We start from the raw sequence: 24,122 nt of genomic DNA on the forward strand, positions 1-24,122 counted from the left end.
GGCGTTTCCCTGCGCGACCTGCCGGGTATTCCTTCCGCAAGGTCCCCCAGGAAGGAGCGTCCGGCATGACCACGAACGCGTACCTGTCGTTCCTCGCGATCGGCGTTGCGCTGGTCCTGATAGACGGGCAGATCATCTACCGCAGCGGCCGCCGCTACCTGGAGAACTCCTACGGCGACCCGGCGGCCGGCGCTTCGATGACCCGCCTGGTCACGGTGCTGTTCCACCTCGCGACGCTGGGGGTGCTGGCGCTGATCTCGACCATCGACATGGGCGGCAGCGACCTGCCCGGCGTGGTCGGGCGGATCGGCGTGCTGCTGCTGATCCTCGCGCTGGCCCACGCGATCACCCTCGGCGTCCTGGCCCGCATCCGCGGTGAGCAGGAGGTCGAGGCGGTCGTCCAGCGCGGCCCCCGGCCGCGGGCGGACATGGAGCAGCAGGGCACGACGGTCACCCCGGTGCCGGGCCAGGACGGCCGGTACCCGGCCGCGAGCCCGACGCTGGAGAACCGGTCCCCGTACTCCGCTCAGTAACGGCGGCACCACAGTGAGGGCGGCACCTTCCCGGGAAGGTGCCGCCCTCACTGTGTGCTTTCCGGCGTTGGGCTTTCCGGCGTTCTCAGGCTTCGGAGGCCGGCAGATCCACCTCGGTGTGCCGCGAGGCGAGCGCCGTCGCCAGATCGGCGAGCTTGACGTTGAGGTCCTGCGACGCGCGGCGCAGCACGTCGAACGCCTCGTCGGCGGTGATGCCGCGGCGCTGCATCAGGATGCCCTTCGCCTGGCCGATGACGTCGCGGCTGTCCAACGCCCGGCGCAGGTGCGCCGACTCCAGCTCGGCCGAAGCCACGGCTTCGGTGTGGGCCAGCGCGAGGGAAGCGTGCGTCGCCAGCAGCAGCGCGGTGTCGATCGCCGCGGTGTCGAACGCGCCCGGCGTCCGCGAGTAGATGTTGAGCGCGCCCGACAGCCGGGGCGGGCGGGCGTCCGGGAGCAGGGCGGTGGCCAGCACCGAGTGGTAGCCGTGCCGGGCGGCGGCCGGGCCGAACGCCGGCCAGCGGGGGTCGCTGCCCAGGTTCCGCGACCAGCCGATGGCCGGGCCGTCCGGGCGCGCCGACTCGACGCACGGGCCCTCGCCGTGGTCGTACTGCACCTGGTCCAGCCGCTCGGCGACCGGGTCCGTCTCGATGGGGGTGTGGAACGTCCCGTCGGTGTCCCGCAGGGTGACGCTGACCAGGTGGGCGTCCGGGATGAGCGCGATCGCGGCCCCGACGACGAGCTTGAGCACGCCGGCGACGGTCGGCGTCACGTCGAGCAGGGTCCGCGTGAGGTCGGCGAACTGCCGGGCCAGCGGCCCCGGCTCCGGGACACCGTCCTGCCCGAACCAGGCCCGTTCCCGGGCCCACTCCTCTTCGCCGACGCTCATGGGTCCTCACTGTCTTCCGGAACGAGGTGCAGGCTTCCCATTCAACCCGATGCCGGGGCGCGCAGGGCGGCACGGGCCCGGTCGACGAACCCCGGCCCCGGCCACAGCTGGTCGGCCTGGGGCATCCGGTCGGCGAGGTCGGGGTGCGGGAGCCGCGGCGCGGCCTCCCGGGTCTCGAGGACCTCCCGGCCCAGTTCGGCCTGCCGGTCGGCGGAGCAGGTGCGCCCGATCTCGCGCACGGCCGCGGGCCCCTCCTCGCGGACGTGCCGCCGGACGGCGCGGATCAGCCCGCCCAGCAGGCGTTCGAACCGCGTCTCCTGCGGCCCGGCGCCTTCGAGCTCCCGCATCAGGCGGTCCGCCTCGGCGAGGTCGCCGTCGCCGTCGAGGTACGGCTCTTCGGCGACGGCGTGCCGGACCAGCTCCGCGATCAGGTGATCGGCGAGGTCCTTGCGGTTCTCCGGACTGCCCTGGCCGAGCTCGAGCTCGGTGCAGAGCCGGTCGAGCTCGCGGTGGTCGCCGGCGAGGACGGTCGTCAGGTCGGTTGCGGACTGCTTGCCGTTCATGCACTCTCCTGGTCCGGGCTCGGGTTCGCAGCATGGGATACCCGCTGCTCCGGCGCCGAATCCCGTGTCGGCCGGGCGCCTCCCGGGTATTCACCGGGAAACCGGCCCCCGAGGAGGACGAACCATGACAGCGCCGTCGCGCGTGACCGAGCGCGAACGCAAGTACGAAATCGTCGCCGGCAGCGGGGTGCCCCGCCTGGTCGGCGTCGGAGGTGTCGAAACGCAGGACGACCCCGTCGAGCACGTCCTGGACGCGTCCTACTACGACACCGAGACGTTCCGGCTGGCCCGCAGCGGCATCACGCTGCGGCGGCGCGTCGGCGGCCCCGACGCCGGCTGGCACCTCAAGCTCCCGGTGTCGGCCGACGAGCGGCAGGAGCTGCAGCTGCCGCTGGGCGGCGACCCGCACAAGGTGCCCGGCCGGCTGCGGCGCCTGGTCCGGGCGTACACGCTGGGGGAGAAGCTGGTGCCGATCGCGCACCTGCGCACCGACCGCTTCGCCCACCGGCTCGCCGGCCCGGGCGGCCGCACCATCGCGACCCTCACCGACGACCACGTGACCGGGGAAGCCGGCGGCGCGACCGCGCGGCTCGACGAATGGCGCGAACTGGAACTCGAACTGGACCCCGCGGCCGAACCGGCGCTGCTCGGGGAGTTCGACCGCGCGCTGACCGAGGCCGGTGCCTCGGTGGCGCCGTGGCCGTCGAAACTGCGCCGCCTCGTCGGTGACCGCGTCTCGGCCCCGCGCCGGCCCCGCAAGAAGCCGTCCGCCGGCGACGTCGTGCTGGCGGCCGTGCGCGAGCACTACGGCCGGTTGCGCCGTGCGGACGTCGGGGTGCGGCTGGACGCCGAGGATTCGGTGCACCAGATGCGCGTCGCGATCCGGAAGCTGCGAAGCACGTTTCGCACGTTCGGCTCGCTCATCGACGAGAAGCAGACGGCGGCCCTCGTGGTCGAGCTGCAGTGGCTCGGCCGCCAGTTGTCGCCGGCCAGGGACACCGAGGTCACCGAGGAGCGGCTGCGCGAACAGCTCGGCGAAGTGCCTTCGGAGCTGGTGTTCGGACCGTTGCGCCAGTTCCTCACCCGCCATTTCGCCCGGGAGGCGGAGGAAGGGCGGACTCGCGCGCTGGCGGTGCTGACCGGCAAGCGCTACCTGCAGCTGCTGCGCGAACTGGACGCCCTGCTGGACGACCCGCCGCTGACCGCGAAGGCGCGCAAGCCCGCGAAGGCCGGACTGCGCGAGCCGCTGCGAAAGGCCGCGAAGAAGCTCAGCCGTGCCCGAGCGGCGGCCCGCGGCCTGACGGGCGGCGAGCTGGAGACGGCCCTGCACGACGTCCGCAAGAAGGCCAAGCGGGCGCGCTACGCGGCCGACACCGTGAAGCCGGTGTACGGGAAGAAGCTGCGGGAGTGGCGCAAGAACGTCAAGGCCGTCCAGAGCACGCTGGGCGAGCACCAGGACACCGTGGTCGGCCGGGACGTCCTGCACCACCTCGCCATCGCCGGCCACGGCGAGGGACAGAACACCTTCACCTTCGGGCTGCTCCACGCCCAGGACGCGGCGCGGGCGGCGAAGCTGCGCGAGACGTTCGCGCGGGAGTGGCGGCGGCTGTGGAAGGGCGGGCGTCCCGGCTGGCTGGGCTGAGCCCCGCCCCGTCTCCCCGTGTGCCGCGATGGCGGCAGCAGGGGGCCGGCGGGGAAGCGAGGCGGGTCGGGATGGCTGCTGCGGCGGCCCCCGCCCCACCTCCGGGAGCTGCCGGGTCGCGGGGGCTGCGGGGCCCGATCCGCCCGGCTCCAAGGGGCCGGGGCGGCTAGCCTTCGCCGGTCAGCTTCCCGCGCAGCTGCTCCAAGGTCTGCGACAGCAGCCGGGAGACGTGCATCTGGGAGATCCCGACGCGGTCGGCGATCTGGGTCTGCGTGAGCCCGCCGAAGAACCGCATCACCAGGATCGCGCGCTCGCGCTTCGGCAGTTCCTGCAGCAGGGGCTGGAGGGCCTCGTGGTTCTCGACCATGGCCATCTCGTGGTCCGGTTCCCCCATGGTGTCCGCCAGCGACAACGCCTCGGCGTCGTCGTGCACCGGCTTGTCGACCGAGAGCGCCTGGTAGGCGTTGCCCGCGAGCAGACCTTCGCGGACCTCGTCGATGTCGAGGCTCAGGTGCTCCGCCAGCTCGGTCGGCGTCGGGGCGCGGCCCAGGCGCTGGGAGAGCACCGCCGAGCCCTGGCTCAGCGAAAGGTGCAGCTCCTTGAGCCGCCGGGGGACCCGGACGGACCAGCCGGTGTCGCGGAAGTGCCGGCGGACCTCGCCCATGATCGTCGGCACCGCGAAGGACAGGAAGTCGTGCCCCCGGGCGGGGTCGAACCGGTCGACGGCGTTGATCAGGCCGATCCGCGCCACCTGGACCAGGTCCTCCCGGGGCTCCCCGCGGCCGGAGAACCGGGTCGCGATGTGCTCGGCCAGCGGGAGCAGCTCGGTGACGAGCTTGCTCCGGACGACTTCCCGGCGCGGATCGTCGGCTTCGAGGCCGTCCAGTTCCCTGAACAGCGGTTCGCAGTGGGCATATTCGTCCGGGCGGTGGAGGAGGGTTTTCCGCTCGCTGCTCACGCGCTCGTTCCCGGGTTGAGCACCAGCTCGATCGTGACGATGCCCGCACCCCCACCGGGAAGCGCGTCGCAGTGCGCGGTCACCGACTTGCTCAGGGTCGTCAAGACGTGCCACCCGAACGTGCGGTCACTCGGCGGCCGTGGGTCACTCGACCGGGTCGAAACGATGACGTGCAAGCCGTCGGGGGCGAGCCGGAAGCGGCACTGCAGCTGCGAGCCCAGTTCGGCCAGCTGGACGAGCTGCGCGCACGCCTCGTCGACGGCCATCTTGGCGTCGGCGATGGCGTCCAGCCCGAAGTCCGCGCGCGAGACCACGCCGTGCGTGAGCATCCGGACCAGGGGGATCTGCTCCGCCATGGCGGGGAGCCGCAGCTCGACGAGTTCGTCGAGCAGCTCGTCGACGGTCGGCTTGCCGCCGAACGAGCTGTCGCTTCGAGTTTCTTCCATGCGGGAGGTACTACCCATCCGGTGTAATGCTGACACTTCGTGATCAGGGATTTCGGGTTTCGTCACCGGCCCAGCGCCCGTTCGAGTTCCTTCTTGGTCATCTTCGAGCGGCCGTCGATGTTCTTCTTCTTCGCTTCGCTGTAGAGCTGGTCCTTCGTCGGGCCTCCGGGGCCCTTGCGGTTGCCGGACCGCTCGCCACCGCGCTGCTGCGGCGACTTGTCCTTCAGCGACGTCTTGCTCGCCTGCCGGGACTCACCCGCCTGGGCGCGGTTCTTGTTCACCGTCCGGGCCGCGATCTCCTTGGCCCGTTTCGTGCTCGCACCGCGGTCCTCGGCCGAGTCCTTGACGTGCTCGTACTGGCGTTCGCGCTTTCCGCTCCACGACTGAGGCATGCCCGCTCCCTTCGTCTCGCGCGGCGGGTACCCGGTTGATCACGCGGTAAACGTCCCGGTCGTGGTGGTTACCCGCTGCCCCTCAGGGGTAAGCGGAGGGCCGACCGGAAGGAGACGCCGATGCGGATCGGCTACACCCTGATGACCGAGCAGGCCGGCCCGAACGACCTGGTCCGGTTCGCCGCCGGAGCGGAACAGGCCGGCTTCGACTTCGAGGTCATGAGCGACCACTACTCGCCCTGGCTGGACGAACAGGGCCACGCGCCCTACGCCTGGGCCGTGCTGGGCGCGGTCACCCAGGTGACCGAGCGCGCCGAGCTGATGACCTACGTGACCTGCCCGACCATGCGCTACCACCCGGCGGTGGTGGCGCAGAAGGCGGCGACCGTGCAGGCGCTCTCCGGCGGCCGGTTCACCCTCGGCCTCGGTGCGGGGGAGAACCTCAACGAGCACGTCATCGGCCGCGGCTGGCCGCCGGCCAACGTCCGGCACGAGATGCTCTCCGAGGCCGTGCAGATCATCAGCGGCCTGTTCGACGGCGGCTACTTCGACTACGACGGCAAGCACTTCCGCGTCGACTCGGCGAAGCTGTGGGACCTGCCGGAGAAGCGGACGCCGATCGGCGTCGCGGTGTCCGGCTCGCAGTCGGTCCGGCGGTTCGCCCCGGTCGCCGACGCGATGATCGCCGTCGAGCCGAAGGCGGAGCTGTCCCAGGAGTGGGACGCGACGAAGCTGGGCGGGGCGCCGAGCCGCAAGATCGGGCAGCTGCCCGTGTCGTGGGGCACCGACCGCGACGCCGCCGTCAAGCGCGCGCACAAGCAGTTCCGGTGGTTCGCCGGCGGCTGGAAGGTCAACGCCGAGCTGCCGGGGCCGGCCGGGTTCGCCGGGGCGACGCAGTTCGTCCGCGAGGACGACGTCGCCGGCTCGATCCCGTGCGGCCCGGACGCCGAGCCGATCGCCGAGGCGGTGCGGGAGTTCGAGAAGGCGGGCTTCACCGACGTGGCGCTGGTCCAGATCGGCGGTGACCAGCAGGAGGGCTTCCTCGACTTCGCCGAGAAGGAACTGCTCCCGGCCCTGCGCGGATAAGGGCTGCACGGCTGACGGCACGACGCCGGTCAGGCCGGTGCGGGGGCGGGCCGGCGTTCGGCCAGCGCGAGGCTCCGGTCCGCCCCGGTCACCCGCAGGGCCCGCCGCACCCCCGCGTTGGCCCCGGTGACCACGAGCAGGTCGGTGCCGCCCTGCCCGGCCTGCAGGGCCGCGTGCAGCAGCACCCCGACCCCGGCGACGCCGAGGAAGTCCACTTCGGACAGGTCGACGACCAGCTGTTCCGGCGTCGCCCACAGGCGGTCGGAGAGCAGCGAGGCCAGGTCGGCCGCCGTCGCGCTGTCGAGGTCACCGCGCACGGTGACGAGGACCGCGTGCGGGGCGGGCCACGCCGTGCGCAGCCGGAGGTTGGGGTGCCGGGGCCGGGGAAGGTTCATGCCGTTCGCCGCCGTCCTGGTGCGGCGCGGCCGCAGCGCCGCGCCCGGGGATTCGAGCGGCTGCTGGTTGAACCGTGGCACCGAGCCTAACCCCGTGTCCACGGCTCGCAACCGTCGTTGCTCCGAACGGGCGTGCGGCACGCCGCGGCGGTGACCGCTCGTGCCCGGCCCCGGTGGGATGCAGTAATCTCGCGCTGGACCCGTTAAAGCGCTAGCGGCCCACTAGTGGCGCGCGCCCGGGTCCTCCCTGGATAAGAGCGCCCTGTCGGAAGAAGGAGGGGCGTCACCAGGATGACGGGCGGCCATGAGCAGCTGACCGCGCGGCTGGACGAAGTCACGTTCGCGATGGAGTCGCTGACCGCGATGCTGGACAGCGAACTCGACCTCGGGCAGATGCTCCAAGCGGTCTGCGACCACGCCGTGCAGGTGGTGCCGGGGGCCGACATGGCCAGCATCACCCTGGTGCGCGAGGGGGTGCCCGAAACGGTGGCCAGCACCGACCAGCGGGCGGTGAACTTCGACCGCGAGCAGTACCGCATCGGGGACGGCCCGTGCCTGCGCGCCGCCGAGACGGGCCAGCCGGTCCGCGTCGGCGTCGGCGCGGTCGGGGACATCTGGCCGCAGTTCGTCACGGCGGCCGAGCAGCTGGGCGTGGCCAGTTTCCTCGCCGCGCCGCTGACGGTGGACGACGACATGTCCGGTGCGGTGAACCTCTTCGGGTTCGGCGAGCACGGCTTCAGCGAGCTGGGCACCAAGATCCTCGAGCTGTACACCGCGACGGTCGTCATCGGCCTGCGCAGCGCGCGGCGGTACTTCGCGGCCCGCGAACTGGTCGACCAGCTCAACCGCGCGCTGGAGACCCGCGCGGTGATCGACCAGGCCAAGGGCATCCTGATGGCGGCGCACCGGATCACCGCGGAGGAAGCGTTCCAGCGCCTGGTCAAGCGGTCGCAGGACGGCAACCGGAAGCTCCACGAGGTGGCGGCGGAGTTCGTGGCGGCGGTGGCGACGACGAAAGCGTGAGCCGGCTGTGTCCCCGTGGCCGTGTCCCCGCGGCCGTGTGCTAGCCGGCCGGGACTTCGTCCGGGGGCGCCTGGGATTCGACGGGCGCCGGTTCCGGGCGGTGCTTGCTGCGCTGGCACGTCGTGCAGACCAGCGTGCGGCCCAGCACCGTGCCGTCGTCGGCGACGACCTGGGCCACGTGCATCGTCGGGAAGCCGCAGACCTCGCAGGGCAGTGAGCCGTCCTCCCGGCTGATGCGGATCTGGGTGCCCATCCGGCCTCCTGCTGTGACGTGAGTCTCACCACCTTGCCGTGTTCCCGGCCGAAGCCGGCTGAATTCACTCGTTCGGCGCAGCGGAGCGGCTTGTCCGTGGCTCTCTCGGTGCCGGCTGTGTCGCGTGCGGTGATCCTGGGTAACCCGCCCGCGAACGGGATTGCCGGAGGGGAGCGAACATGCGAGACAAGCGGAACGACCTGCGGCCGGTGGCGGACCTCCTCGTCGACGGCGGGGACCCGGCGGAGCTGGAGCACACGCGGCACAAGGCGGCACTGGCCGTGGCGGCGCGGGCGAAGGACCCCGAGGACTGCGCGCGGCTGCTGGACATGCTGGGGTTGCACCGGGCCGGCCGGCGCAGCACCGACGTCGCCTGAAGGCAGGGGAGGACGACATGGCCCGACCGGTGTGGAGCGGCGCGCTGAGCCTGGGGCTGGTCACCGTGCCGGTGGAGCTGTACCCGGCGGTGGCGGACCACACGATCCACTTCCACCAGTTCGAACGCGGCACGTCGGACCGGATCCGCAACCGCCGCGTCAACGAGCGGACCGGTGACGAGGTCACCCAGGACGAGATCGTCAAGGGCTACGACGTCGGCGGCGGCGACCACGTGCTGGTGGAACCGGACGAACTGGACGAGATCGCGCCCGAGCGGTCGCGCCGGATCGACATCGAGCAGTTCGTGGAGCTCGACGAGATCGACCCGTGGTTCTTCGACAAGACCTACTGGCTCAAGCCCGCCAAAGAGGACTTCGCCAAGGCGTACGGGCTGCTGCTGCGGGCGATGGACCGCAGCGAGAAGGCCGGCGTCGCGAAGTTCGTGCTGCGCGGCAAGGAGTACCTCGCCGCCGTTCGCGCCGGCGAGGACGTCATGGTGCTCAACACGCTGCACTTCGTCGCGGACCTGCGCAAGCCCAAGGACGTCATGGGCAAGCTGCCGGACCTGCCGAAACCGCGGCCCAAGGAACTCGACATGGCGCTCGCGCTGGTCGACGAGATGACCGCGCCGTGGAAGCCCGAGGACTACCGCGACGAGTACTCGAAGCGCGTCGAAGAGCTGATCAAGGCCAAGGAGGCCGGTAAGGAGATCGCCCACGAGGAGGAGCCGGCGCCCTCGGCCGACGTGGTGGACCTGTTCGAGGCGCTCTCGCGCAGCGTGAAGAGCCGCAAGAGCGGCGGCAAGCAGCCGAAGAAGAAGGCCGCCAAGAAGCCCGACCTGTCCGAGCTGCCGAAGGCGGACCTCGACAAGCTGGCCCGCGAGCAGGGCGTGAAGGGCCGGTCGAAGATGACGCGCGCCGAACTCGAGAAGGCCCTGAAGGCGTCGTGACCGGCCCCGGCTGGCGCGAGCCGACCCTGGCCACGCTCACCGGCCGCCGGTTCTCCGACGAGGACTGGATCTTCGAGCGCAAGCTGGACGGCGTCCGCGCCATCTGCGTACGCGACTCCGGCCCGCCGACGCTGTACTCGCGCAACCACAAGGTGATGGACCACGCCTACCCGGAGATCGTCGAGGCCCTCGCCGCCCAGGGCGGCCCGCGGTTCGTCGCGGACGGCGAAATCGTGGCGTTCGACGGCGCGCAAACCAGCTTCGCCGCGTTGCAGCCCCGGATCCACGTCAGCGACCCGGACCGGGCCCGCGCGACCGGCGTGCGCGTCTACTACTACCTGTTCGACCTGCTGTACCTCGATGACCAGGACACGACCGGGCTGCCGCTGCGGCGGCGGAAGGCGTTGCTGCGGGAGGCGTTCGGCTTCGCGGACCCGCTCCGGCTGTCGTCGCACCGCAACGCCGAAGGGGAGAAGTTCTTCGAGGAGGCGTGCCGGCGCGGCTGGGAGGGCGTCATCGCCAAGCGGGCGGACGCGCCGTACCACCACGGCCGGTCACCCGACTGGCTGAAGTTCAAGTGCGCGCAGGGCCAGGAGCTCGTCATCGGCGGCTTCACCGATCCCCAGGGCGCCCGCCACGGCTTCGGCGCGCTCCTGCTCGGTTACCACGAAGACGGAGTGCTGAAGTACGCCGGCAAGGTGGGCACCGGCTTCGGCGAGCAGCTGCTGGCGTCGCTGCACGCGCGGCTGCGGGAGCGGGAAACGGCCCGGTCGCCGTTCGCCGGACCGGTGCGGGAACCCGGCGCGCACTGGGTGCGGCCGGAGCTGGTGGCCCAGATCGGCTTTTCCGAGTGGACGCGCGACGGGCGGCTGCGGCACCCGCGGTTCGCCGGGCTGCGCGAGGACAAGAAGGCCGCGGACGTCGTACGGGAGCGCGCGTGAAGACTTCCCACCCCGACAAGGTGTTCTACCCCGAAGACGGGCTCACCAAGGGCGACGTCGTCGAGTACTACCGCGCCGTCGCGGGCGTCATGCTGCCGCACCTGCGCGGCCGCCCGCTGACGCTGCGGCGCTTCCCCGACGGCATCGGGAAGCCGGGCTGGTTCCAGAAGCACCCGGGGGAGCACTTCCCGGACTCGATCCGCGTCGAGCGCGTTCCCCGCCGCGACGGCGGCACCGACGACTACGTCGTGTGCGAGGACGCCGCGACACTCGAATACCTGGCGAACCAGGGAACGGTGGAGTTCCACGTCTGGCTGTCCACCGTGGACGCCCCCGAGCGGCCGGACCGGCTGGTGCTCGACCTCGATCCGCCGGACGGCACCCCGGTCGCCGAGCTGCGGGCGGTCGCCCGGCGCATCCGCGACCACTACGAGCGGGTGGGCTTGACGGCGTTCGTCCAGGCCACCGGCGGCCGCGGCTTCCACGTGCTCGCGCCGCTGGACGCGAAATCGGACACGGAGGTGGTGCTGGAGCTGTCGCGCGCCCTCGCCGACCGGGTCGCCGGCGACGACCCGGATCGGCTGACCACGGCCCAGCGCAAGGACAAGCGCGGCGACCGGATCTTCCTGGACGCCAACCGCAACGGGTACGCGCAGACGTTCGTGGCGCCGTACTCCCTGCGCGCCCGCCCGGGTGCGGCGGCCGCGACCCCGCTGGACTGGCGCGAGCTGGGGAAGGCGGACCCGGCCGGCTGGGGGCCGCGCAAGGAGAAGCAGCGGCTGGCCCGCAAGCAGGATCCCTGGCGCGAGCTGGACGAGCACGCGGGTTCGGCCGAGGCGGCGCTGAAGCAGCTGAGTTGAGCGGGCTTCAGCCGAGCAGCTTCGCCGCGGCCCGCAGATCGGCGACGAAGCCGGCGTAGGCGTCGTCCCGGTCCGGTGCGCGCAGCACGGCCGACGGGTGGACCGTCGCCATGGCCGACGGCATCAGCTCGGCCAGCTCCGCCGGCGGCTCGAGCGGCTCGCCCCGGTGCGCGGTCAGCCGGAACTTAGGGCCCAGCAACGACTGAGCGGCCGTCGCGCCCAGCAGCAGCACCAGCTCCGGGCGCACGGCACGCAGTTCCGCCAGCAGCCACGGGCGGCAGGCGACCACCTCGGTGCGGCCCGGTTTCCGGTGGATCCGCCGCTTCCCGCGTTCGTCGCGCTCGAACTTGAAGTGCTTGACCGCGTTGGTGACGTACAGCGACCGCCGGTCGAAGCCCGCTTCTTCGAAGGCGCGGTCCAAGAGCTTCCCGGCGGGCCCCACGAACGGCTCGCCCGCGAGGTCCTCCTTGTCGCCCGGCTGCTCGCCGACGACGAGGACCTTCGCCCCGGCCGAGCCCTCGCCGAAGACGGTCTGGGTGGCGTCCTGGTGGAGGTGGCAGGCCTGGCAGCCGGACGCCGCCGACCGCAACCGGTCGAGGTCGGTGGTGTCCGGCGGCTCGGCACCGCGGGAAGCCGGCATGTGCCCGGAAATTCCCCGCCCGGGGCACGGGTAAACCTGCCCCGGGCGGGTAGCCGGGACGCCACCACCCGGAGAAAGGAGTTCACGATGACCACCGCACGCGACATCATGACGTCGGACGTGACCTGCGCGCGGGAGTCCGAAACCGTGCACGACGCCGCGGTCACCATGGCGCGCAAGGGCGTCGGTGCCCTGCCGATCTGCGGCGAGGACAACCGGCTGAAGGGCATGATCACCGACCGCGACATCGTGGTGAAGGTCCTGGCCGAGGGCAAGGACCCCCGGGCGATCCACGTCGGCGAGCTCGCCCAGGGCGAGGTCGTGACGATCGGCGCGGACGACGACGCCCAGCAGATCCTGCGCACGATGTCCGAGCACCGCGTCCGCCGGCTGCCGGTGATCGACGGGCACGACCTGGTCGGGATCGTCGCCCAGGCCGACGTGGCCCGGGCGCTTTCCAACCCGAGTACCGGCGAGCTGGTCGAAGCGCTGTCCTACGACTGAGCGACGCTCCCGACACGGTACGGCCGCTCCCGGCGCGAGTTCCGGGGGCGGCCGTACCGCGTCGGGTGAGATCAGGCCGAGCCGGCCGTCGCACCGTCCTCAGTGGACTCGCGGATCGACTCGGCGCGGGCGATGTGCCAGGCCACCAGCGCGCCCGCACTCACCGTGCCCCAGAGCACGAGCGCCGCGTCGCGGGCGAACAGCCCGACGATCAGCATCACCAGCGCGGTGACGTCGCAGAGCACCAGCAGCAGGCTCCAACGCTTCGGCGAGCGTAATTTGCGGCCGCTGAAGGCGGCGGCGAACGCGGGATCACTCGCGCGCAGCTCCGCCTCGATTTCGCGGAGGGCGTGGCGTTCTCGATCCGGGAGCATGGGGGCCTCCTCGCTCGGCTATCGCTGGGGATACCCGTTTTCCACCCGGGCGAAGCACCGGAATCAGTGGTTGTCGCGGGGGATTCCCTTGGTTGCCGCGATGCGCTGGTACGCCACGGCGGGGCGCAGCACCATGCCGTCGCACAGCTGGTCGACCATCGACCGCTGGATCTCCTGCCACGGCGTCTGCGACTCCGGAACCGGGTAGCCGCCGGCCTCGGCCAGCGCCCGGTGGCGCCGCGCGAGTTCCTCGTCGGAGATCAGCACGTCCGCGGTGCCGGCGCCCAGGTCGATCCGGACCCGGTCCCCGGTCCGCAGCACGGCGAGACCGCCGCCCGCCGCGGCTTCGGGGGAGGCGTTGAGGATCGACGGCGACCCGGACGTCCCCGACTGGCGGCCGTCGCCGAGGCACGGCAGCTCGTGCACGCCCCGCTTGATCAGCTCCGCCGGCGGGCGCATGTTGACCACCTCCGCCGACCCCGGGTAGCCGAGCGGGCCGGTGCCGCGCATCACCAGCAGCGAGTGCTCGTCGACGCCGAGGTCCGGTTCGTCGATGCGGGCGTGGTAGTCCTCGGGGCCGTCGAAGACGACCGCGGTGCCTTCGTAGACGCCCCCGGCCAGGTACCGGCGCCGGAACTCCGGCGAGATGACGCTGGACTTCATGATCGCCGCGTCGAAGAGGTTGCCCTTCAGCACCAGGAACCCGGCGTCGGGGGTGAGGGCGGTGTCGAAGGTGCGGATGACGTCCCGGTCGCCGGCTTCGGCGTCGCGGCAGTTGTCGCCCAGGGTGCGGCCGTTGACGGTGGGCGCGTCCTCGTGGATCAGCCCGTGGCGCATCAGCTCGTGCACCACGGCCGGGACACCGCCCGCGCGGTGGAACTCCTCGCCGAGGTACTTGCCCGCCGGCTGCAGGTCGACCAGCAGCGGGACGCCGTGGCCGAGCCGCTGCCAGTCGTCGAGGGGCAGGTCGACGCCGATGTGGCGGGCGATCGCGCCGATGTGGATGGGCGCGTTGGTCGAGCCGCCGATGGCGGAGCTCACCACGATGGCGTTCTCGAACGCCTCGCGCGTCAGGATGTCCGACGGCCTGAGGTCCTCGCGGACCAGTTCGACGATCCGCAGCCCGGTGCGGTAGGCCATCCGCGCCCGGTCGCGGTGCGGGGCCGGGATGGCCGCGCAGCCGGGCAGGCTCATCCCGAGCGTCTCGGCGAGCGCGTTCATCGTGGACGCCGTGCCCATCGTGTTGCAGTGCCCCGGCGACGGCGCGGACGACGCGACGAGCTCCATGAACCCGGCGTCGTCGATCTCGCCGGCGGCGAGCAGCTCACGCGCCTTCCAGATGATGGTGCCGGACCCGGTGCGCTCGCCGTTGAACCAGCCGTTGAGCATCGGGCCGCCGGAGAGCACGATCGCGGGGATGTCGACGGTCGCGGCGGCCATCAGGCACGCCGGGGTGGTCTTGTCGCAGCCGGTGGTGAGCACGACACCGTCGATGGGGTAGCCGTAGAGCGTCTCGACCAGGCCGAGGTAGGCGAGGTTCCGGTCGAGGGCGGCGGTCGGGCGCTTGCCGGTCTCCTGGATCGGGTGCACCGGGAACTCGATCGCGATCCCGCCGGCCTCGCGGATGCCTTCCCGCGTCCGGTCGGCCAGCTGCAGGTGGTGGCGGTTGCAGGGCGTGAGGTCGGAGCCGGTCTGCGCGATGCCGATCACCGGCTTGCCGGACTGCAGTTCCTCCCGGGTGATGCCCCAGTTCATGTACCGCTCGAGGTAGAGGGCGGTCATCCCGGGGTCGGCGGGGTTGTCGAACCAAGCTTCGCTGCGCAGTCCCATACCGGCCAGTCTGGCAACGCGCCCCGCCGAATGCACGCCCCGGCGTCCGTGAAGGCCACCCGCGCCGGTGGCCTTCACGGACTTCGCTCAGCCGAGCCCGTTCAGGCCGATCACGCGGGAGTACCAGTGGGCACTCTGCTTCGGCGTCCGCCGCTGCGTCTCGTAGTCGACGTGGACCAGGCCGAACCGCTTCGCGTAGCCCTCGGCCCACTCGAAGTTGTCCAGCAGCGACCAGTAGAAGTACCCGCGCAGGTCGACACCGGCCTCGATGGCCTCGTGCGCGGCCCGCAGGTGCGAGTCGAGAAACGCGACGCGGTCGGTGTCGACGATGTCACCGCCGTCGGAGACGACGTCGGGGTAGGCCGCGCCGTTCTCCGTGATGTACAGCGGCACCGGCCGGTAGCCGCGGTGCACCTGCAGCAGCGACTCGGTCAGCCCGGCCGGCTGGACCTCCCAGCCGGAGTCGGTGCGGGGCGCCGCCGGGTCCGGGACGAAGTGCACGTCGCCGGCGCCGACCCACTCGGGGCCCGCCGGCTCGCTGCCCGGCACCGGACGGCCCGCGACGCGGTAGTCGCGGTAGTAGTTCACGCCCAGCCAGTCGACGTGCGCGGCGATGACCGCGGCGTCTTCGTCCCGCACGACCGAGCCGAGCCCGAACGGCTCGAGGTCGGCGACCAGGTCGTCCGGGTAGCCGCCGCGCAGCACCGGGTCGAGGAACAACCGGTTCTGCAGGCCGTCGATCCGCCGGGCCGCGGCGACGTCGGCGACGTTCGCCGGGTCGTGCGGGACGACCGGGTACAGGTTCAGCGTGATGCCGGCCGCGGTCTCCGGGGCGTGCCGCCGGATGACGTCCATCGCCAGGCCGTGGCCCAGCAGCAGGTGGTGCGTCGCCGCCACGGCCGCCGGGTGGTCGGCGCGGCCGGGCGCGTGGATGCCGCCCGCGTAGCCGAGCATCGCCGCGCACCACGGCTCGTTGAGCGTCGACCAGCTGGCGACCCGGTCGCCCAGCCGCTCCAGCACGGTCTCGGCGTACTCGGCGAACCGGTACGCCGTGTCCCGGTTGGTCCAGCCGCCCTGCTCCTCCAGGGCCTGCGGCAGGTCCCAGTGGTACAGCGTGGCCCACGGCTGGATCCCGGACTCGAGCAGGCAGTCGACCAGCCGGTCGTAGAAGCCGAGGCCGGCGGTGTTCGCCTTGCCGCCGTCCGGCCGCACCCGCGGCCAGGCCAGCGAGAAGCGGTAGGCACCGAGGTTGAGCCGGCGCATCAGCCCGACGTCTTCGGAGTACCGCCGGTAGTGGTCGGCCGCCGGTTCGCCGTTGTCGCCGCCCCGGACCGCACCCGGGCGGCGGGCGAAGACGTCCCAGACCGAGTCGGTGCGCCCGTCGGCCGTCGTGGCTCCTTCCACCTGGAACGCCGCGGTGGCGGCGCCCCAGACGAAGCCAGGCGGGAACATCAACGCGGTCTCCGCCCGGACATTCTCGGCCCGAACACTGTCGGGATGTACGGACATGTTCACCCTTTCACGGCACCTTGCATGATCCCGGCCACGATCTGGCGGCCGAGGAGGACGAAGACGATGAGGATGGGAATGGTGGCCAGGGTCGTGCCGGCCAGGACGAGCGAATAGTCGACGTAGTAGCCGCTCTGCAGCTTTTCCAGGGCCACCTGGACGGTGGGGTTGCCGGCGTCCAGCACGACGAGCGGCCACAGGAAGTCGTTCCACGACATCATGAACGTGAACATCGCGAGGATCGCCGCGGCCGGGCGCACCGCGGGCATGCAGACGTTCCAGAAGATCCGGATCATGCTGCAGCCGTCGACGCGCGCGGCCTCGACGAGCTCGTACGGCAGCGCGTCCAGCGTGTACTGCCGCATCCAGAACACGCCGAACGCGGTGACCAGGTTGGGCACGATCACCGCCGCCAGGCTCCCCGTCCAGCCCAGTTCGGACATCGCGATGAACAGCGGGATGATGCCCAGCTGGGTGGGTACCGCGAGCGTGACGACGATGAACACGAACGCCTTGTTGCGCCCCCGGAACCGCAGTTTCGCGAAGGCGAACCCGGCCAGTGAGGAGAACAGCACCGTCGTCAGCGTCACCGTGCCGGACACGATGACGCTGTTGGCCAGCGCCTTCCAGAACGGCACGGAGTCGAACACCCGCGCGGCGTTGGCGAAGAAGTTGCCGCCGGGCAGGAACGGCGGGATGCGCTCGGTGAGCATCCCGTTGTCGCGGCTGGCCACCAGGAACGACCAGTAGAACGGGAACAGCGAACCGAGCACGAAGATCGCCAGCACGATGTAGGTCGCCTTGCGCGGCTTGCCGAGCGTGGCGACGCTCTTGCGCAGTCCCGTCTTCGGAGGGGCACTCTGGAGTGTCGTCATTTCTTCTTCACCTTCACCGCCGGGGTGCTGGCGATCCGGCTGGTGAGGAAGTAGTTCGCCAGCGCGATGAGCACGATGATCAGGAACAGCACCCAGGCGATCGCCGAAGCGTAGCCGAGGTCGGCGTTCTGGAACGCCGTCTGGTAGAGGTACAGCGTCACGGTCTGGAACTGGTTGGTGGAACCGCCGTTGTTCGACCCCGGCATGGCGTCGAACAGCTTCGGCTCGGTGAAGATCTGCAGGCCGCCGATCGTCGAGGTGATGGTGATGAAGATCAGCGTCGGCCGGAGCAGCGGCAGGGTGACGTTCCAGAACCGGCGCCACGTGCCGGCCCCGTCGATCAGCGCCGCCTCGTGCAGTTCCTTCGGAATGGCCTGCATGGCCGCCAGCACGATGAGGGCGTTGTAGCCGGTCCAGCGCCAGTTCACCATGATCGCGATCGCGACGTGGCTGGCGAACCGGTTGGCCTGCCATTGGATCGGGTCCAGCCCGAAGGTCTGCAGCACACCGTTGATCAGCCCGTACTTCGGGCCGAACAGGTTGGCGAAGATGATGCCGATGGCGACGAGACTGGCCGCGTACGGGAGCAGGATGCCCACGCGCCAGCCGGTCGCGCCGCGCAGCCGGGCGCCGAGCAGTGCCGCCAGCAGGATCGCGATGACGAGCTGCGGGATGCTGGAGAGCAGGAAGATGCTGATCGTGTTGACCAGCGCGTTCCAGAACTGCGTGTCGGCGAACAGCTCCGTGTAGTTGCCGATGCCGAGGAAGTCGGGGTGGTCGGCGCCGGCCTCCCACTTGAACATCGAGACGTACGCGGTGTAGAGCAGCGGGAACAGGCCGACGATCCCGAAGAGGACGAAGAACGGCGCGATGTAGAGGTACGGCGAGACCTTGACGTCCCACCGGCTCAACCGGTGACGGAAGGTGGGCCGGGGAGACACGCGCTCCCCGGCCTTACTCCCTTCTGGCGCGACCTTGTCGAGGACGGTCATCGGCTCAGCGCGTGATCTTCTTCGCGGCTTCGACCATCTGGTTCCACGCGTCCGCCGCCGGCTTGCCCTGTTCGACCGCCTGCAGGGCCGGGCTGGACGCGTTTTCCTGGATCTGGCCGTCGCCGGGGCCCTTGTACTGCGGCTTCTGGACCTTCTTGGCCTGCTCGGCGTACAGCTGGCCGACCTTCGTGTCGCCGAAGTAGGGGTTGGTGTAGCTCAGCAGCGCCGGGTCCGTGAGCGCCTTGACCTGGCTGGGGAACGTGCCCTTGGCCTGGAACGCCTTGATCTGCTGCTCGGGCGCGGTCAGCCAGGCCGCGAGTTCGGCGGCCTCCCTCGGGTGCTTCGACTGCGTCGGGACGGTCAGGTACGAGCCGCCCCAGTTGCCGCCGCCGCCGGGGAACGCCGCGGTGACCGCCCACTTGCCCTGGAGCTCCGGGCCGGCGTGTTCCTTGATCACGCCGAGCATCCAGGCCGGGCACACCTTCGTGGCGAACGCGCTCTGCTTGAAGCTGGCTTCCCACTCGGGGCTGAACGCCGTGAGCTTCGCCGACTCGCCCTTGGCGACCGCGTCGGTGACCTTGGTCCACGCGTCCTTGAGGCCCTGGTTCTTCTCGACGGCCAGCTTGTCGTCGGTGCCGATGTAGCCCTCGGGCAGCTGGTTGACCATGGCGTTGAAGTTCTGCGAGGCCGAGTCGAACCACGCCTTGCCGTTGCTCTTCTTCACGAAGTCCGCGCCGGCGGCGAAGTAGCTGTCCCAGGTGGCGAACAGCGGCTTGACCGCTTCGGGGTCGTCCGGCAGGCCGGCGTCCTTGAACAGGTCCTTGCGGTAGCACATGGCGAGCGGCCCGATGTCGGTGCCGTAGCCGATGAGCTTGCCGTCCTTGGTCTTGGCGGCGTCGTACTTCCAGCTGAGCCAGCGGTCGGGGGTGACGTCGGCCGGCCCGATCTTGGTCAGGTCGTTGAACTTCGAACCCTTGTCGAGGAAGTCCGAGAGGTGGCCCTCTTCGAGCGCCGTCACGTCGGCGAGGCCCGAGCCCGCGGCCAGCTTGGTGACCAGGTCCTCGTGGTAGGGGCCGCCCTGGCCGGTCTTGCGGTGGGTGATCTTGATGTTGGGGTGCAGCCGCTCGTATTCCGGGATGAGGTCCTCGTAGCCGAACTCGGTGAACGTCGCCAGCGTCAGGTCGACGTGCTCGTTCGGGTTCGCCGCGGCCGGAGGCTGCTGTTCACCGCCCCCGCTGCAGGCCGAGGCGCCGAGCGCCGTCATCGTGATGCCCAGTGCCAGGACCAGGCCGTTCCGGATCGTTCTCACGTGTCCAACCACCTTGTTGACGGGAATGAGCGCTCTCACTGCTGGGAGCCGATCTGGGAGCGCTCCCAGGTGTGGCAGAGTCTGCTGGGGCCCTTCACCGGTGTCAAGAGGTCGTAACCGGAGTGTTTCCTGCGAGGAGCGCTCCCGGACATTGCCCAGCGTGACCGTTAAGCTGTCCAGGTCCGGGTGGTTGTGGTGAGCGAGGGCGGTGCCGTGGGGCCTCGAGCAGGGGATGAAGAACGGCCGACACTGGAGGACGTCGCGGCGTTCGCCGGCGTGTCGCGGTCGACGGCGTCACGTGCGTTGAACGACGACGCGTACGTCAGTGCGGCGGCGCGGGAGAAGGTGCTGGCCGCCGCCCGTGACCTGGGCTATTCCCCGAACCAGGCGGCGCGGTCGCTGGTCACGCGCCGCACCGGCGCGATCGCGGTGGTGCTGTCGGAGCCGGAGTCGCGGCTGCTCGACGACCCGTACCGGGCGGCCGTCATGCGGGCCGGCTACCGGGAGCTCGCCGACGTCGGCCGGCAGATGGTGCTGATCTTCAGCGACATCCGCGAGGACCTGAGCCGGACGGTCCGGTTCCTCGAAGGCGGCCACGTCGACGGCGCGCTGGTGTTCGCGCCGCACCGGGCCGACCCGCTGCCCAAGGCGCTGCGGCTGCTGCGCATCCCGGTCGTGTTCGGCGGGCAGGCGGCCGGCATCCGCCGCGGCGTGCACGTCGTCGACTTCGACAACGAGGGCGGCGCCCGGCTGGCGGTCCAGCACCTGGTCGCGGCCGGTCGGCGGCGGATCGCCACGATCGCCGGGCCGCAGGACCAGAGCGCCCCGATAGACCGCCTCGCCGGCTGGCGCAAGACCCTCCTCGACGCCGGCCTCGACCCCGCCGACCTGGCCGAAGAGGCCGACTTCACGCTTTCGGGCGGCGCGAACGCGATGTCGGCCCTGCTGGCCAGGCACGCGGACCTCGACGCGGTGTTCGTCGCCAGCGACATGATGGCGGTGGGCGCGCTGCGCACCCTCGACGCGGCCGGCCGCCGCATCCCGGACGACGTCGCGGTGGTCAGCTTCGACGACAACGCGACCCTGGCCCCGGCCATGGACCCGCCCCTGACGTCGGTCCACCAGGACCCCCGCGAGCAGGTCCACGCGATGGTCGAGACCCTGATGCGCCTGCTCGACGACCAGAACCTCAAGCCGCGCCAGCACATCCTCCCGGTCTCCCTGGCGGTCCGCGCCTCGAGCTGACCCGACCCTCCGGGTACGCCGGCCGACCCTCCAGGTACGCGAACCGACCCTCCAGGTACGCCGGCCGACCCTGCGGCAACACCGGCCGGCCCTCCGGGCACGTGCGCCGACCCCTTCGAGCACGCATGTCCGATTCCTGCGCGCTCGTCCCGCCCCCGCCGCCCGGGCCGGAGGCTGAACCGGCGTACCCGATGGGTCGGTCGGCGTACCCGGAACGCCGACCCGCGTACCTGGACGGTCGGCTCGCGTGCCTGGAGGGTCGGGACGCGGTTTTCAGAGGTCGACACGCGGGGTGTGAAAACCGGCTTGGCGTCCGTGGCTCGATGGGTGGGAACGTTCCGGTCCGAGATGCACGCCTTTGGCGCTAAACGGCGTTTCCCGGATACTCGGCGTGACCGGTTGATTAGGCCGAACGGGTGGTCCTACAACTATCGGGTACGGCTGTTCAGGAGTGTTCAGTGAGCCGGCGTTCGCCGGGCGCGCAGGTGTGACACCCGGCGCCGCGGTGTCCTTCTGACTCGATTCTTTACATCCAGGTTTCCGGCTGGCTACCGTCTGCGCCTGGAAGCGCTCCCAGATCGCTGGCTCCCTACGGACAAAGGAGTTCCGCAGCCATGCGTTCCTCTCCCCGAAAGCGCGCGCGTGCGCTGGCACTGGCCTCGGCCGTGCTGGCGGTCACGGGCGCGGTGGTCGCCCCACCTCCGGCGCTCGGCGCCGACATCGCCTGTTCCGTCACCTACACCACCAACGACTGGGACACCGGGTTCACCGCCAACGTCTCGCTGCGCAACGACGGGGCGCCGCTGGACAGCTGGAAGGTCGGCTGGACGTTCCTCGACGGCCAGAAGGTCCAGCAGGGCTGGAGCGCGACGTTCGCGCAGACCGGCGCCGCGGTCACCGCGACGAACCTGTCCTACAACGGTCACCTCGGCACCGGGGCGAGCACGTCGTTCGGGTTCAACGGCTCGAAGGGCTCGGCCAACCGGCCGCCGACGGACTTCTCGGTGAACGGCAGCTCGTGCACCGGCGCCAACAAGGCGCCGACGGTCAGCCTGACCGCGCCGAGTTCAACCGGCACGTACTACGCCCCGGCGACGATCCCGCTGGCGGCGACGGCCGCCGACAGCGACGGCACGGTCAGCAAGGTCGAGTTCTACGCCGGTGACACGTTGCTGGCCACCGACACCGCGGCGCCGTTCGAAGGCAGCTGGGGCAACGTCCCGGCCGGCACGTATTCGATCACGGCGAAGGCGTACGACAACAAGAACGCGTCGACGACCTCGAGCCCGGTGAGCGTGAAGGTCCTGTCCGGGCCGACGATCGTCGCCACCCCGGCGACCGCGCAGGTCAAGCAGGGTGGCACGGGAACGTTCGCCGTCAGCCTCGCCGGCGCGCCGACCGCACCGGTCACCGTCGCCGTCGCGCGGACGGCCGGGAGCACGGACCTCACGGCGAGCCCGGCGAGCCTGACGTTCACGACGGCGAACTGGAACACGCCGCAGAACGTCACGGTCACCAGCGCCGACAACGGGGGAGCGCTGGGCAGCGCGACCTTCACCGCGACCAGCAGCGGCTACACCGCGGCCACGGTGACGGTGAACGAGATCTCGTCGTCCACTTCGGACTACCAGCTCGCGTTCCTGACGCAGTACAACAAGATCAAGGACCCGAACAACGGCTACTTCCGCAAGTTCGGGAACATCCTGGTGCCCTACCACTCGATCGAGACGCTGATCGTCGAGGCGCCGGACCACGGGCACGAGACGACGTCGGAGGCGTTCAGCTACTACCTGTGGCTGGAAGCGTCCTACGGCCGGGTGACCGGTGACTGGGCCCCGTTCAACCAGGCGTGGACCTCGATCGAGACTTACGCGATCCCGTCGGCGGCGGACCAGCCGGGCAACTCCGGCTACAACGCGAGCAAGCCGGCGACGTACGCGGCGGAGTACCCGACGCCGAAGTCCTACCCGTCGCCGCTGCAGAGCAACGTTTCGGTCGGCAGCGACCCGATCGCGGCGGAGCTGAAGGCGGCCTACGGCTCGCCGGACGTCTACGGCATGCACTGGCTGCTGGACGTGGACAACATCTACAAGTTCGGCCACTGCGAGGACGGCACCAACACCGCGCCGGCGTTCATCAACACCTTCCAGCGCGGCTCGCAGGAATCGGTCTGGGAGACGGTCACCCAGCCCAGCTGCGACGTCCTGAAGTTCGGCGGCAAGAACGGCTACCTCGACCTGTTCACCGGGGACTCCTCCTACGCCAAGCAGTGGAAGTACACCGACGCACCGGACGCGGACGCCCGCGTGGTGCAGGTGGCCTTCCAGGCCGAGAAGTGGGCCCAGGAGCAGGGCAAGAGCGCCGATGTCGCGGCCGTGCTGAAGAAGGCCTCGAAGATGGGCGACTACCTGCGGTACTCGCTGTTCGACAAGTACTTCAAGAAGATCGGCAACTGCGTCGGGCCGTCGAGCTGCCCGGCCGGGACCGCCAAGGACAGCGAGCACTACCTGATCTCGTGGTACTACGCCTGGGGCGGGTCGATGGACTCGTCCAGCGCCTGGGCGTGGCGGATCGGTGACGGCGCGGCGCACCAGGGTTACCAGAACCCCCTGGCCGCGTATGCGTTGTCGGCGGATCCGGGCCTGAAGGTCACTTCGGCGACCGGCGCGACCGACTGGGCGACCAGCCTCGGCCGGCAGATGGAGTTCCTGCAGTGGCTGCAGTCCTCCGAAGGCGGTCTCGCCGGCGGTGCGACCAACAGCTGGGAAGGCCAGTACGGCACCCCGCCGTCCGGCACGCCGACGTTCTACGGGATGTTCTACGACCAGCAGCCGGTCTGGCACGACCCGCCGAGCAACCAGTGGTTCGGCTTCCAGACCTGGGGCATGGAACGGATCGCCGAGTACTACCAGGCGACCGGCGACGCCCGGGCGAAGAAGATCCTCGACAAGTGGGTGCCCTGGGCGATCGCGAACACCACGGTCGGCGCCGGCGGGAGCTTCCAGATCCCGTCCGACCTGACCTGGAGCGGCGCGCCGGACACCTGGAACGCCACCAGCCCGGGCTCGAACACCGGCCTGCACGTCTCGGTGAAGAACTACAGCCAGGACGTGGGTGTCGCGGCTTCGCTGGCCAAGACGCTGCTCTACTACGCGTCCGGGTCGAGCAACGCCCAGGCGAAGACGGTCGGCGAGCAGCTGCTGAACGCGCTTTCGGCGAACACGGACACCAAGGGCATCGCGGTGCCGGAGACCCGGTCGGACTACGACCGGTTCGACGACAAGTACAACGCCACCACGGACCAGGGGCTCTACGTGCCCTCGGGCTGGACGGGCACGATGCCGAACGGCGACCCGATCAACGCGAACTCCACGTTCCTGTCGATCCGTTCGTTCTACAAGAGCGACCCGCAGTGGCCGAAGGTCCAGGCCTACCTGGACGGCGGCGCCGCGCCGACGTTCACCTACCACCGGTTCTGGGCGCAGTCGGAGATCGCCACGGCGTTCGCCGCGCACGTCGCCCTGTTCGGCTGAGAGGCA

25 protein-coding genes are annotated in these 24,122 nt (G+C 70.9%); 11 read left to right on the forward strand and 14 right to left on the reverse strand.

From position 1 onward, the window contains the following. Positions 1–65 precede the first annotated feature (65 nt). Positions 66–533 (forward strand): hypothetical protein, encoded by a 468-nt coding sequence (locus tag C2L58_RS46005; protein WP_103343924.1) that lies wholly within the window; start codon positions 66–68, stop codon positions 531–533. Between the two features lie 85 nt (positions 534–618). On the opposite strand, the gene C2L58_RS46010 is transcribed toward C2L58_RS46005, so the two are convergent. Together C2L58_RS46010 and C2L58_RS46015 are read right to left on the reverse strand one after the other, a co-directional pair. Beyond that, positions 619–1,419 (reverse strand): GAF and ANTAR domain-containing protein, encoded by an 801-nt coding sequence (locus tag C2L58_RS46010; RefSeq protein ID WP_103343925.1) that lies wholly within the window; start codon positions 1,417–1,419, stop codon positions 619–621. Between the two features lie 41 nt (positions 1,420–1,460). Continuing rightward, on the reverse strand, positions 1,461–1,982 hold the full coding sequence (locus C2L58_RS46015; RefSeq protein WP_103343926.1) for a hemerythrin domain-containing protein: 522 nt from the start codon (positions 1,980–1,982) through the stop codon (positions 1,461–1,463). Positions 1,983–2,106: 124 nt separating this feature from the next. Between C2L58_RS46015 and C2L58_RS46020 the strand changes: the two genes are divergently transcribed. Next, on the forward strand, positions 2,107–3,624 hold the full coding sequence (locus C2L58_RS46020; protein WP_103343927.1) for a CYTH and CHAD domain-containing protein: 1,518 nt from the start codon (positions 2,107–2,109) through the stop codon (positions 3,622–3,624). 166 nt (positions 3,625–3,790) lie between these two features. On the opposite strand, the gene C2L58_RS46025 is transcribed toward C2L58_RS46020, so the two are convergent. From C2L58_RS46025 to C2L58_RS46035, 3 genes are all read right to left on the reverse strand, one after another. Then, positions 3,791–4,582 (reverse strand): SigB/SigF/SigG family RNA polymerase sigma factor, encoded by a 792-nt coding sequence (locus C2L58_RS46025; RefSeq protein WP_103343928.1) that lies wholly within the window; start codon positions 4,580–4,582, stop codon positions 3,791–3,793. Then, positions 4,579–5,028, reverse strand: a complete 450-nt coding sequence (locus C2L58_RS46030) for an ATP-binding protein (protein ID WP_103343929.1) — start codon at positions 5,026–5,028, stop codon at positions 4,579–4,581. Before C2L58_RS46030 ends, C2L58_RS46025 begins: the two co-directional genes overlap by 4 nt. Before the next feature lie 62 nt (positions 5,029–5,090). After that, positions 5,091–5,420, reverse strand: coding sequence for a plasmid stabilization protein (locus C2L58_RS46035; RefSeq protein ID WP_103343930.1), 330 nt, complete (start codon positions 5,418–5,420; stop codon positions 5,091–5,093). A 120-nt stretch (positions 5,421–5,540) separates the two neighbouring features. Here C2L58_RS46035 and C2L58_RS46040 point away from each other — a divergent pair, with 120 nt between their 5' ends. Beyond that, positions 5,541–6,506 carry an LLM class F420-dependent oxidoreductase gene (locus C2L58_RS46040; protein WP_103343931.1) on the forward strand — a complete coding sequence of 322 codons (966 nt, stop codon included), beginning with the start codon at positions 5,541–5,543 and terminating at the stop codon, positions 6,504–6,506. A gap of 29 nt (positions 6,507–6,535) precedes the next feature. On the opposite strand, the gene C2L58_RS46045 is transcribed toward C2L58_RS46040, so the two are convergent. Beyond that, positions 6,536–7,003 carry an STAS domain-containing protein gene (locus C2L58_RS46045; RefSeq protein ID WP_233226311.1) on the reverse strand — a complete coding sequence of 156 codons (468 nt, stop codon included), beginning with the start codon at positions 7,001–7,003 and terminating at the stop codon, positions 6,536–6,538. Between the two features lie 189 nt (positions 7,004–7,192). On the opposite strand from C2L58_RS46045, the gene C2L58_RS46050 reads away from it, so the two are divergent. Continuing rightward, positions 7,193–7,924, forward strand: a complete 732-nt coding sequence (locus C2L58_RS46050; RefSeq protein WP_103343932.1) for a GAF and ANTAR domain-containing protein — start codon at positions 7,193–7,195, stop codon at positions 7,922–7,924. 40 nt (positions 7,925–7,964) lie between these two features. Here the strand turns inward: C2L58_RS46050 and C2L58_RS46055 are convergent, their stop codons facing one another. Continuing rightward, on the reverse strand, positions 7,965–8,177 hold the full coding sequence (locus C2L58_RS46055; RefSeq protein WP_103343933.1) for a hypothetical protein: 213 nt from the start codon (positions 8,175–8,177) through the stop codon (positions 7,965–7,967). Positions 8,178–8,356: 179 nt separating this feature from the next. Here C2L58_RS46055 and C2L58_RS46060 point away from each other — a divergent pair, with 179 nt between their 5' ends. The 4 genes from C2L58_RS46060 to ligD (C2L58_RS46075) are packed head-to-tail and all read left to right on the forward strand — an operon-like array spanning position 8,357 to position 11,305. After that, positions 8,357–8,554, forward strand: a complete 198-nt coding sequence (locus C2L58_RS46060) for a hypothetical protein (RefSeq protein ID WP_103343934.1) — start codon at positions 8,357–8,359, stop codon at positions 8,552–8,554. Positions 8,555–8,571: 17 nt separating this feature from the next. Beyond that, a complete protein-coding gene (ku, locus tag C2L58_RS46065) occupies positions 8,572–9,504 on the forward strand; it encodes a non-homologous end joining protein Ku (protein ID WP_103343935.1) in 933 nt (310 codons plus the stop codon). Then, positions 9,501–10,445, forward strand: a complete 945-nt coding sequence (gene ligD / locus C2L58_RS46070; RefSeq protein WP_103343936.1) for a non-homologous end-joining DNA ligase — start codon at positions 9,501–9,503, stop codon at positions 10,443–10,445. The genes ku and ligD (C2L58_RS46070) overlap by 4 nt, the downstream gene beginning before the upstream one ends. After that, on the forward strand, positions 10,442–11,305 hold the full coding sequence (gene ligD / locus C2L58_RS46075; protein ID WP_103343937.1) for a non-homologous end-joining DNA ligase: 864 nt from the start codon (positions 10,442–10,444) through the stop codon (positions 11,303–11,305). Before ligD (C2L58_RS46070) ends, ligD (C2L58_RS46075) begins: the two co-directional genes overlap by 4 nt. 7 nt (positions 11,306–11,312) lie before the next feature. Here the strand turns inward: ligD (C2L58_RS46075) and C2L58_RS46080 are convergent, their stop codons facing one another. After that, the gene (locus C2L58_RS46080) at positions 11,313–11,945 is read right to left on the reverse strand and encodes a UdgX family uracil-DNA binding protein (RefSeq protein ID WP_103343938.1); all 633 of its coding nucleotides are present in this window, start codon (positions 11,943–11,945) and stop codon (positions 11,313–11,315) included. Positions 11,946–12,032: 87 nt separating this feature from the next. Between C2L58_RS46080 and C2L58_RS46085 the strand changes: the two genes are divergently transcribed. Next, the gene (locus tag C2L58_RS46085) at positions 12,033–12,449 is read left to right on the forward strand and encodes a CBS domain-containing protein (RefSeq protein ID WP_103343939.1); all 417 of its coding nucleotides are present in this window, start codon (positions 12,033–12,035) and stop codon (positions 12,447–12,449) included. 71 nt (positions 12,450–12,520) lie between these two features. Here C2L58_RS46085 and C2L58_RS46090 read toward each other — a convergent pair whose 3' ends face one another. The 6 genes from C2L58_RS46090 to C2L58_RS46115 all read right to left on the reverse strand — a co-directional run bounded on the left by C2L58_RS46090 (position 12,521) and on the right by C2L58_RS46115 (position 19,338). Further along, entirely contained in the window at positions 12,521–12,823 is a 303-nt protein-coding gene (locus C2L58_RS46090; protein WP_103343940.1) for a DUF3040 domain-containing protein, read from the reverse strand. A 63-nt stretch (positions 12,824–12,886) separates the two neighbouring features. Then, a complete protein-coding gene (locus C2L58_RS46095; protein ID WP_103343941.1) occupies positions 12,887–14,653 on the reverse strand; it encodes an IlvD/Edd family dehydratase in 1,767 nt (588 codons plus the stop codon). Positions 14,654–14,740: 87 nt separating this feature from the next. Further along, complete coding sequence (locus C2L58_RS46100) at positions 14,741–16,162, reverse strand: GH1 family beta-glucosidase (RefSeq protein WP_199191753.1); 1,422 nt, start codon at positions 16,160–16,162, stop codon at positions 14,741–14,743. Positions 16,163–16,164: 2 nt separating this feature from the next. Next, positions 16,165–17,037 carry a carbohydrate ABC transporter permease gene (locus tag C2L58_RS46105; protein WP_103343943.1) on the reverse strand — a complete coding sequence of 291 codons (873 nt, stop codon included), beginning with the start codon at positions 17,035–17,037 and terminating at the stop codon, positions 16,165–16,167. After that, positions 17,034–18,029 (reverse strand): carbohydrate ABC transporter permease, encoded by a 996-nt coding sequence (locus C2L58_RS46110; RefSeq protein ID WP_103343944.1) that lies wholly within the window; start codon positions 18,027–18,029, stop codon positions 17,034–17,036. Before C2L58_RS46110 ends, C2L58_RS46105 begins: the two co-directional genes overlap by 4 nt. A 4-nt stretch (positions 18,030–18,033) precedes the next feature. Next, entirely contained in the window at positions 18,034–19,338 is a 1,305-nt protein-coding gene (locus C2L58_RS46115; protein ID WP_103343945.1) for an ABC transporter substrate-binding protein, read from the reverse strand. Positions 19,339–19,587: 249 nt separating this feature from the next. Between C2L58_RS46115 and C2L58_RS46120 the strand changes: the two genes are divergently transcribed. After that, positions 19,588–20,583 (forward strand): LacI family DNA-binding transcriptional regulator, encoded by a 996-nt coding sequence (locus C2L58_RS46120; protein ID WP_103343973.1) that lies wholly within the window; start codon positions 19,588–19,590, stop codon positions 20,581–20,583. Positions 20,584–21,197: 614 nt separating this feature from the next. Then, positions 21,198–24,116, forward strand: coding sequence for a glycoside hydrolase family 48 protein (locus C2L58_RS46125; protein WP_103343946.1), 2,919 nt, complete (start codon positions 21,198–21,200; stop codon positions 24,114–24,116). The last annotated feature ends 6 nt before the right edge of the window (positions 24,117–24,122 follow it).

The organism is Amycolatopsis sp. CA-126428, assembly GCF_002904335.1.
GTDB lineage: Bacteria > Actinomycetota > Actinomycetes > Mycobacteriales > Pseudonocardiaceae > Amycolatopsis.

Excerpts from the sequence above, each read along its gene's own strand:
- C2L58_RS46005 (WP_103343924.1), top strand. The coding sequence starts at position 66 with ATGACCACGAACGCGTACCTGTCGTTCCTCGCGATCGGCGTTGCGCTG.
- ku (WP_103343935.1), top strand. The coding sequence starts at position 8,572 with ATGGCCCGACCGGTGTGGAGCGGCGCGCTGAGCCTGGGGCTGGTCACC.
- C2L58_RS46110 (WP_103343944.1), bottom strand. The coding sequence starts at position 18,029 with ATGACCGTCCTCGACAAGGTCGCGCCAGAAGGGAGTAAGGCCGGGGAG.
- C2L58_RS46020 (WP_103343927.1), top strand. The coding sequence starts at position 2,107 with ATGACAGCGCCGTCGCGCGTGACCGAGCGCGAACGCAAGTACGAAATC.
- C2L58_RS46090 (WP_103343940.1), bottom strand. The coding sequence starts at position 12,823 with ATGCTCCCGGATCGAGAACGCCACGCCCTCCGCGAAATCGAGGCGGAG.
- C2L58_RS46060 (WP_103343934.1), top strand. The coding sequence starts at position 8,357 with ATGCGAGACAAGCGGAACGACCTGCGGCCGGTGGCGGACCTCCTCGTC.
- C2L58_RS46085 (WP_103343939.1), top strand. The coding sequence starts at position 12,033 with ATGACCACCGCACGCGACATCATGACGTCGGACGTGACCTGCGCGCGG.
- C2L58_RS46095 (WP_103343941.1), bottom strand. The coding sequence starts at position 14,653 with ATGGGACTGCGCAGCGAAGCTTGGTTCGACAACCCCGCCGACCCCGGG.
- C2L58_RS46125 (WP_103343946.1), top strand. The coding sequence starts at position 21,198 with ATGCGTTCCTCTCCCCGAAAGCGCGCGCGTGCGCTGGCACTGGCCTCG.
- C2L58_RS46030 (WP_103343929.1), bottom strand. The coding sequence starts at position 5,028 with ATGGAAGAAACTCGAAGCGACAGCTCGTTCGGCGGCAAGCCGACCGTC.
- C2L58_RS46100 (WP_199191753.1), bottom strand. The coding sequence starts at position 16,162 with ATGTCCGTACATCCCGACAGTGTTCGGGCCGAGAATGTCCGGGCGGAG.
- C2L58_RS46040 (WP_103343931.1), top strand. The coding sequence starts at position 5,541 with ATGCGGATCGGCTACACCCTGATGACCGAGCAGGCCGGCCCGAACGAC.
- C2L58_RS46080 (WP_103343938.1), bottom strand. The coding sequence starts at position 11,945 with ATGCCGGCTTCCCGCGGTGCCGAGCCGCCGGACACCACCGACCTCGAC.
- C2L58_RS46050 (WP_103343932.1), top strand. The coding sequence starts at position 7,193 with ATGACGGGCGGCCATGAGCAGCTGACCGCGCGGCTGGACGAAGTCACG.
- C2L58_RS46035 (WP_103343930.1), bottom strand. The coding sequence starts at position 5,420 with ATGCCTCAGTCGTGGAGCGGAAAGCGCGAACGCCAGTACGAGCACGTC.
- C2L58_RS46010 (WP_103343925.1), bottom strand. The coding sequence starts at position 1,419 with ATGAGCGTCGGCGAAGAGGAGTGGGCCCGGGAACGGGCCTGGTTCGGG.
- C2L58_RS46105 (WP_103343943.1), bottom strand. The coding sequence starts at position 17,037 with ATGACGACACTCCAGAGTGCCCCTCCGAAGACGGGACTGCGCAAGAGC.
- C2L58_RS46055 (WP_103343933.1), bottom strand. The coding sequence starts at position 8,177 with ATGGGCACCCAGATCCGCATCAGCCGGGAGGACGGCTCACTGCCCTGC.
- C2L58_RS46015 (WP_103343926.1), bottom strand. The coding sequence starts at position 1,982 with ATGAACGGCAAGCAGTCCGCAACCGACCTGACGACCGTCCTCGCCGGC.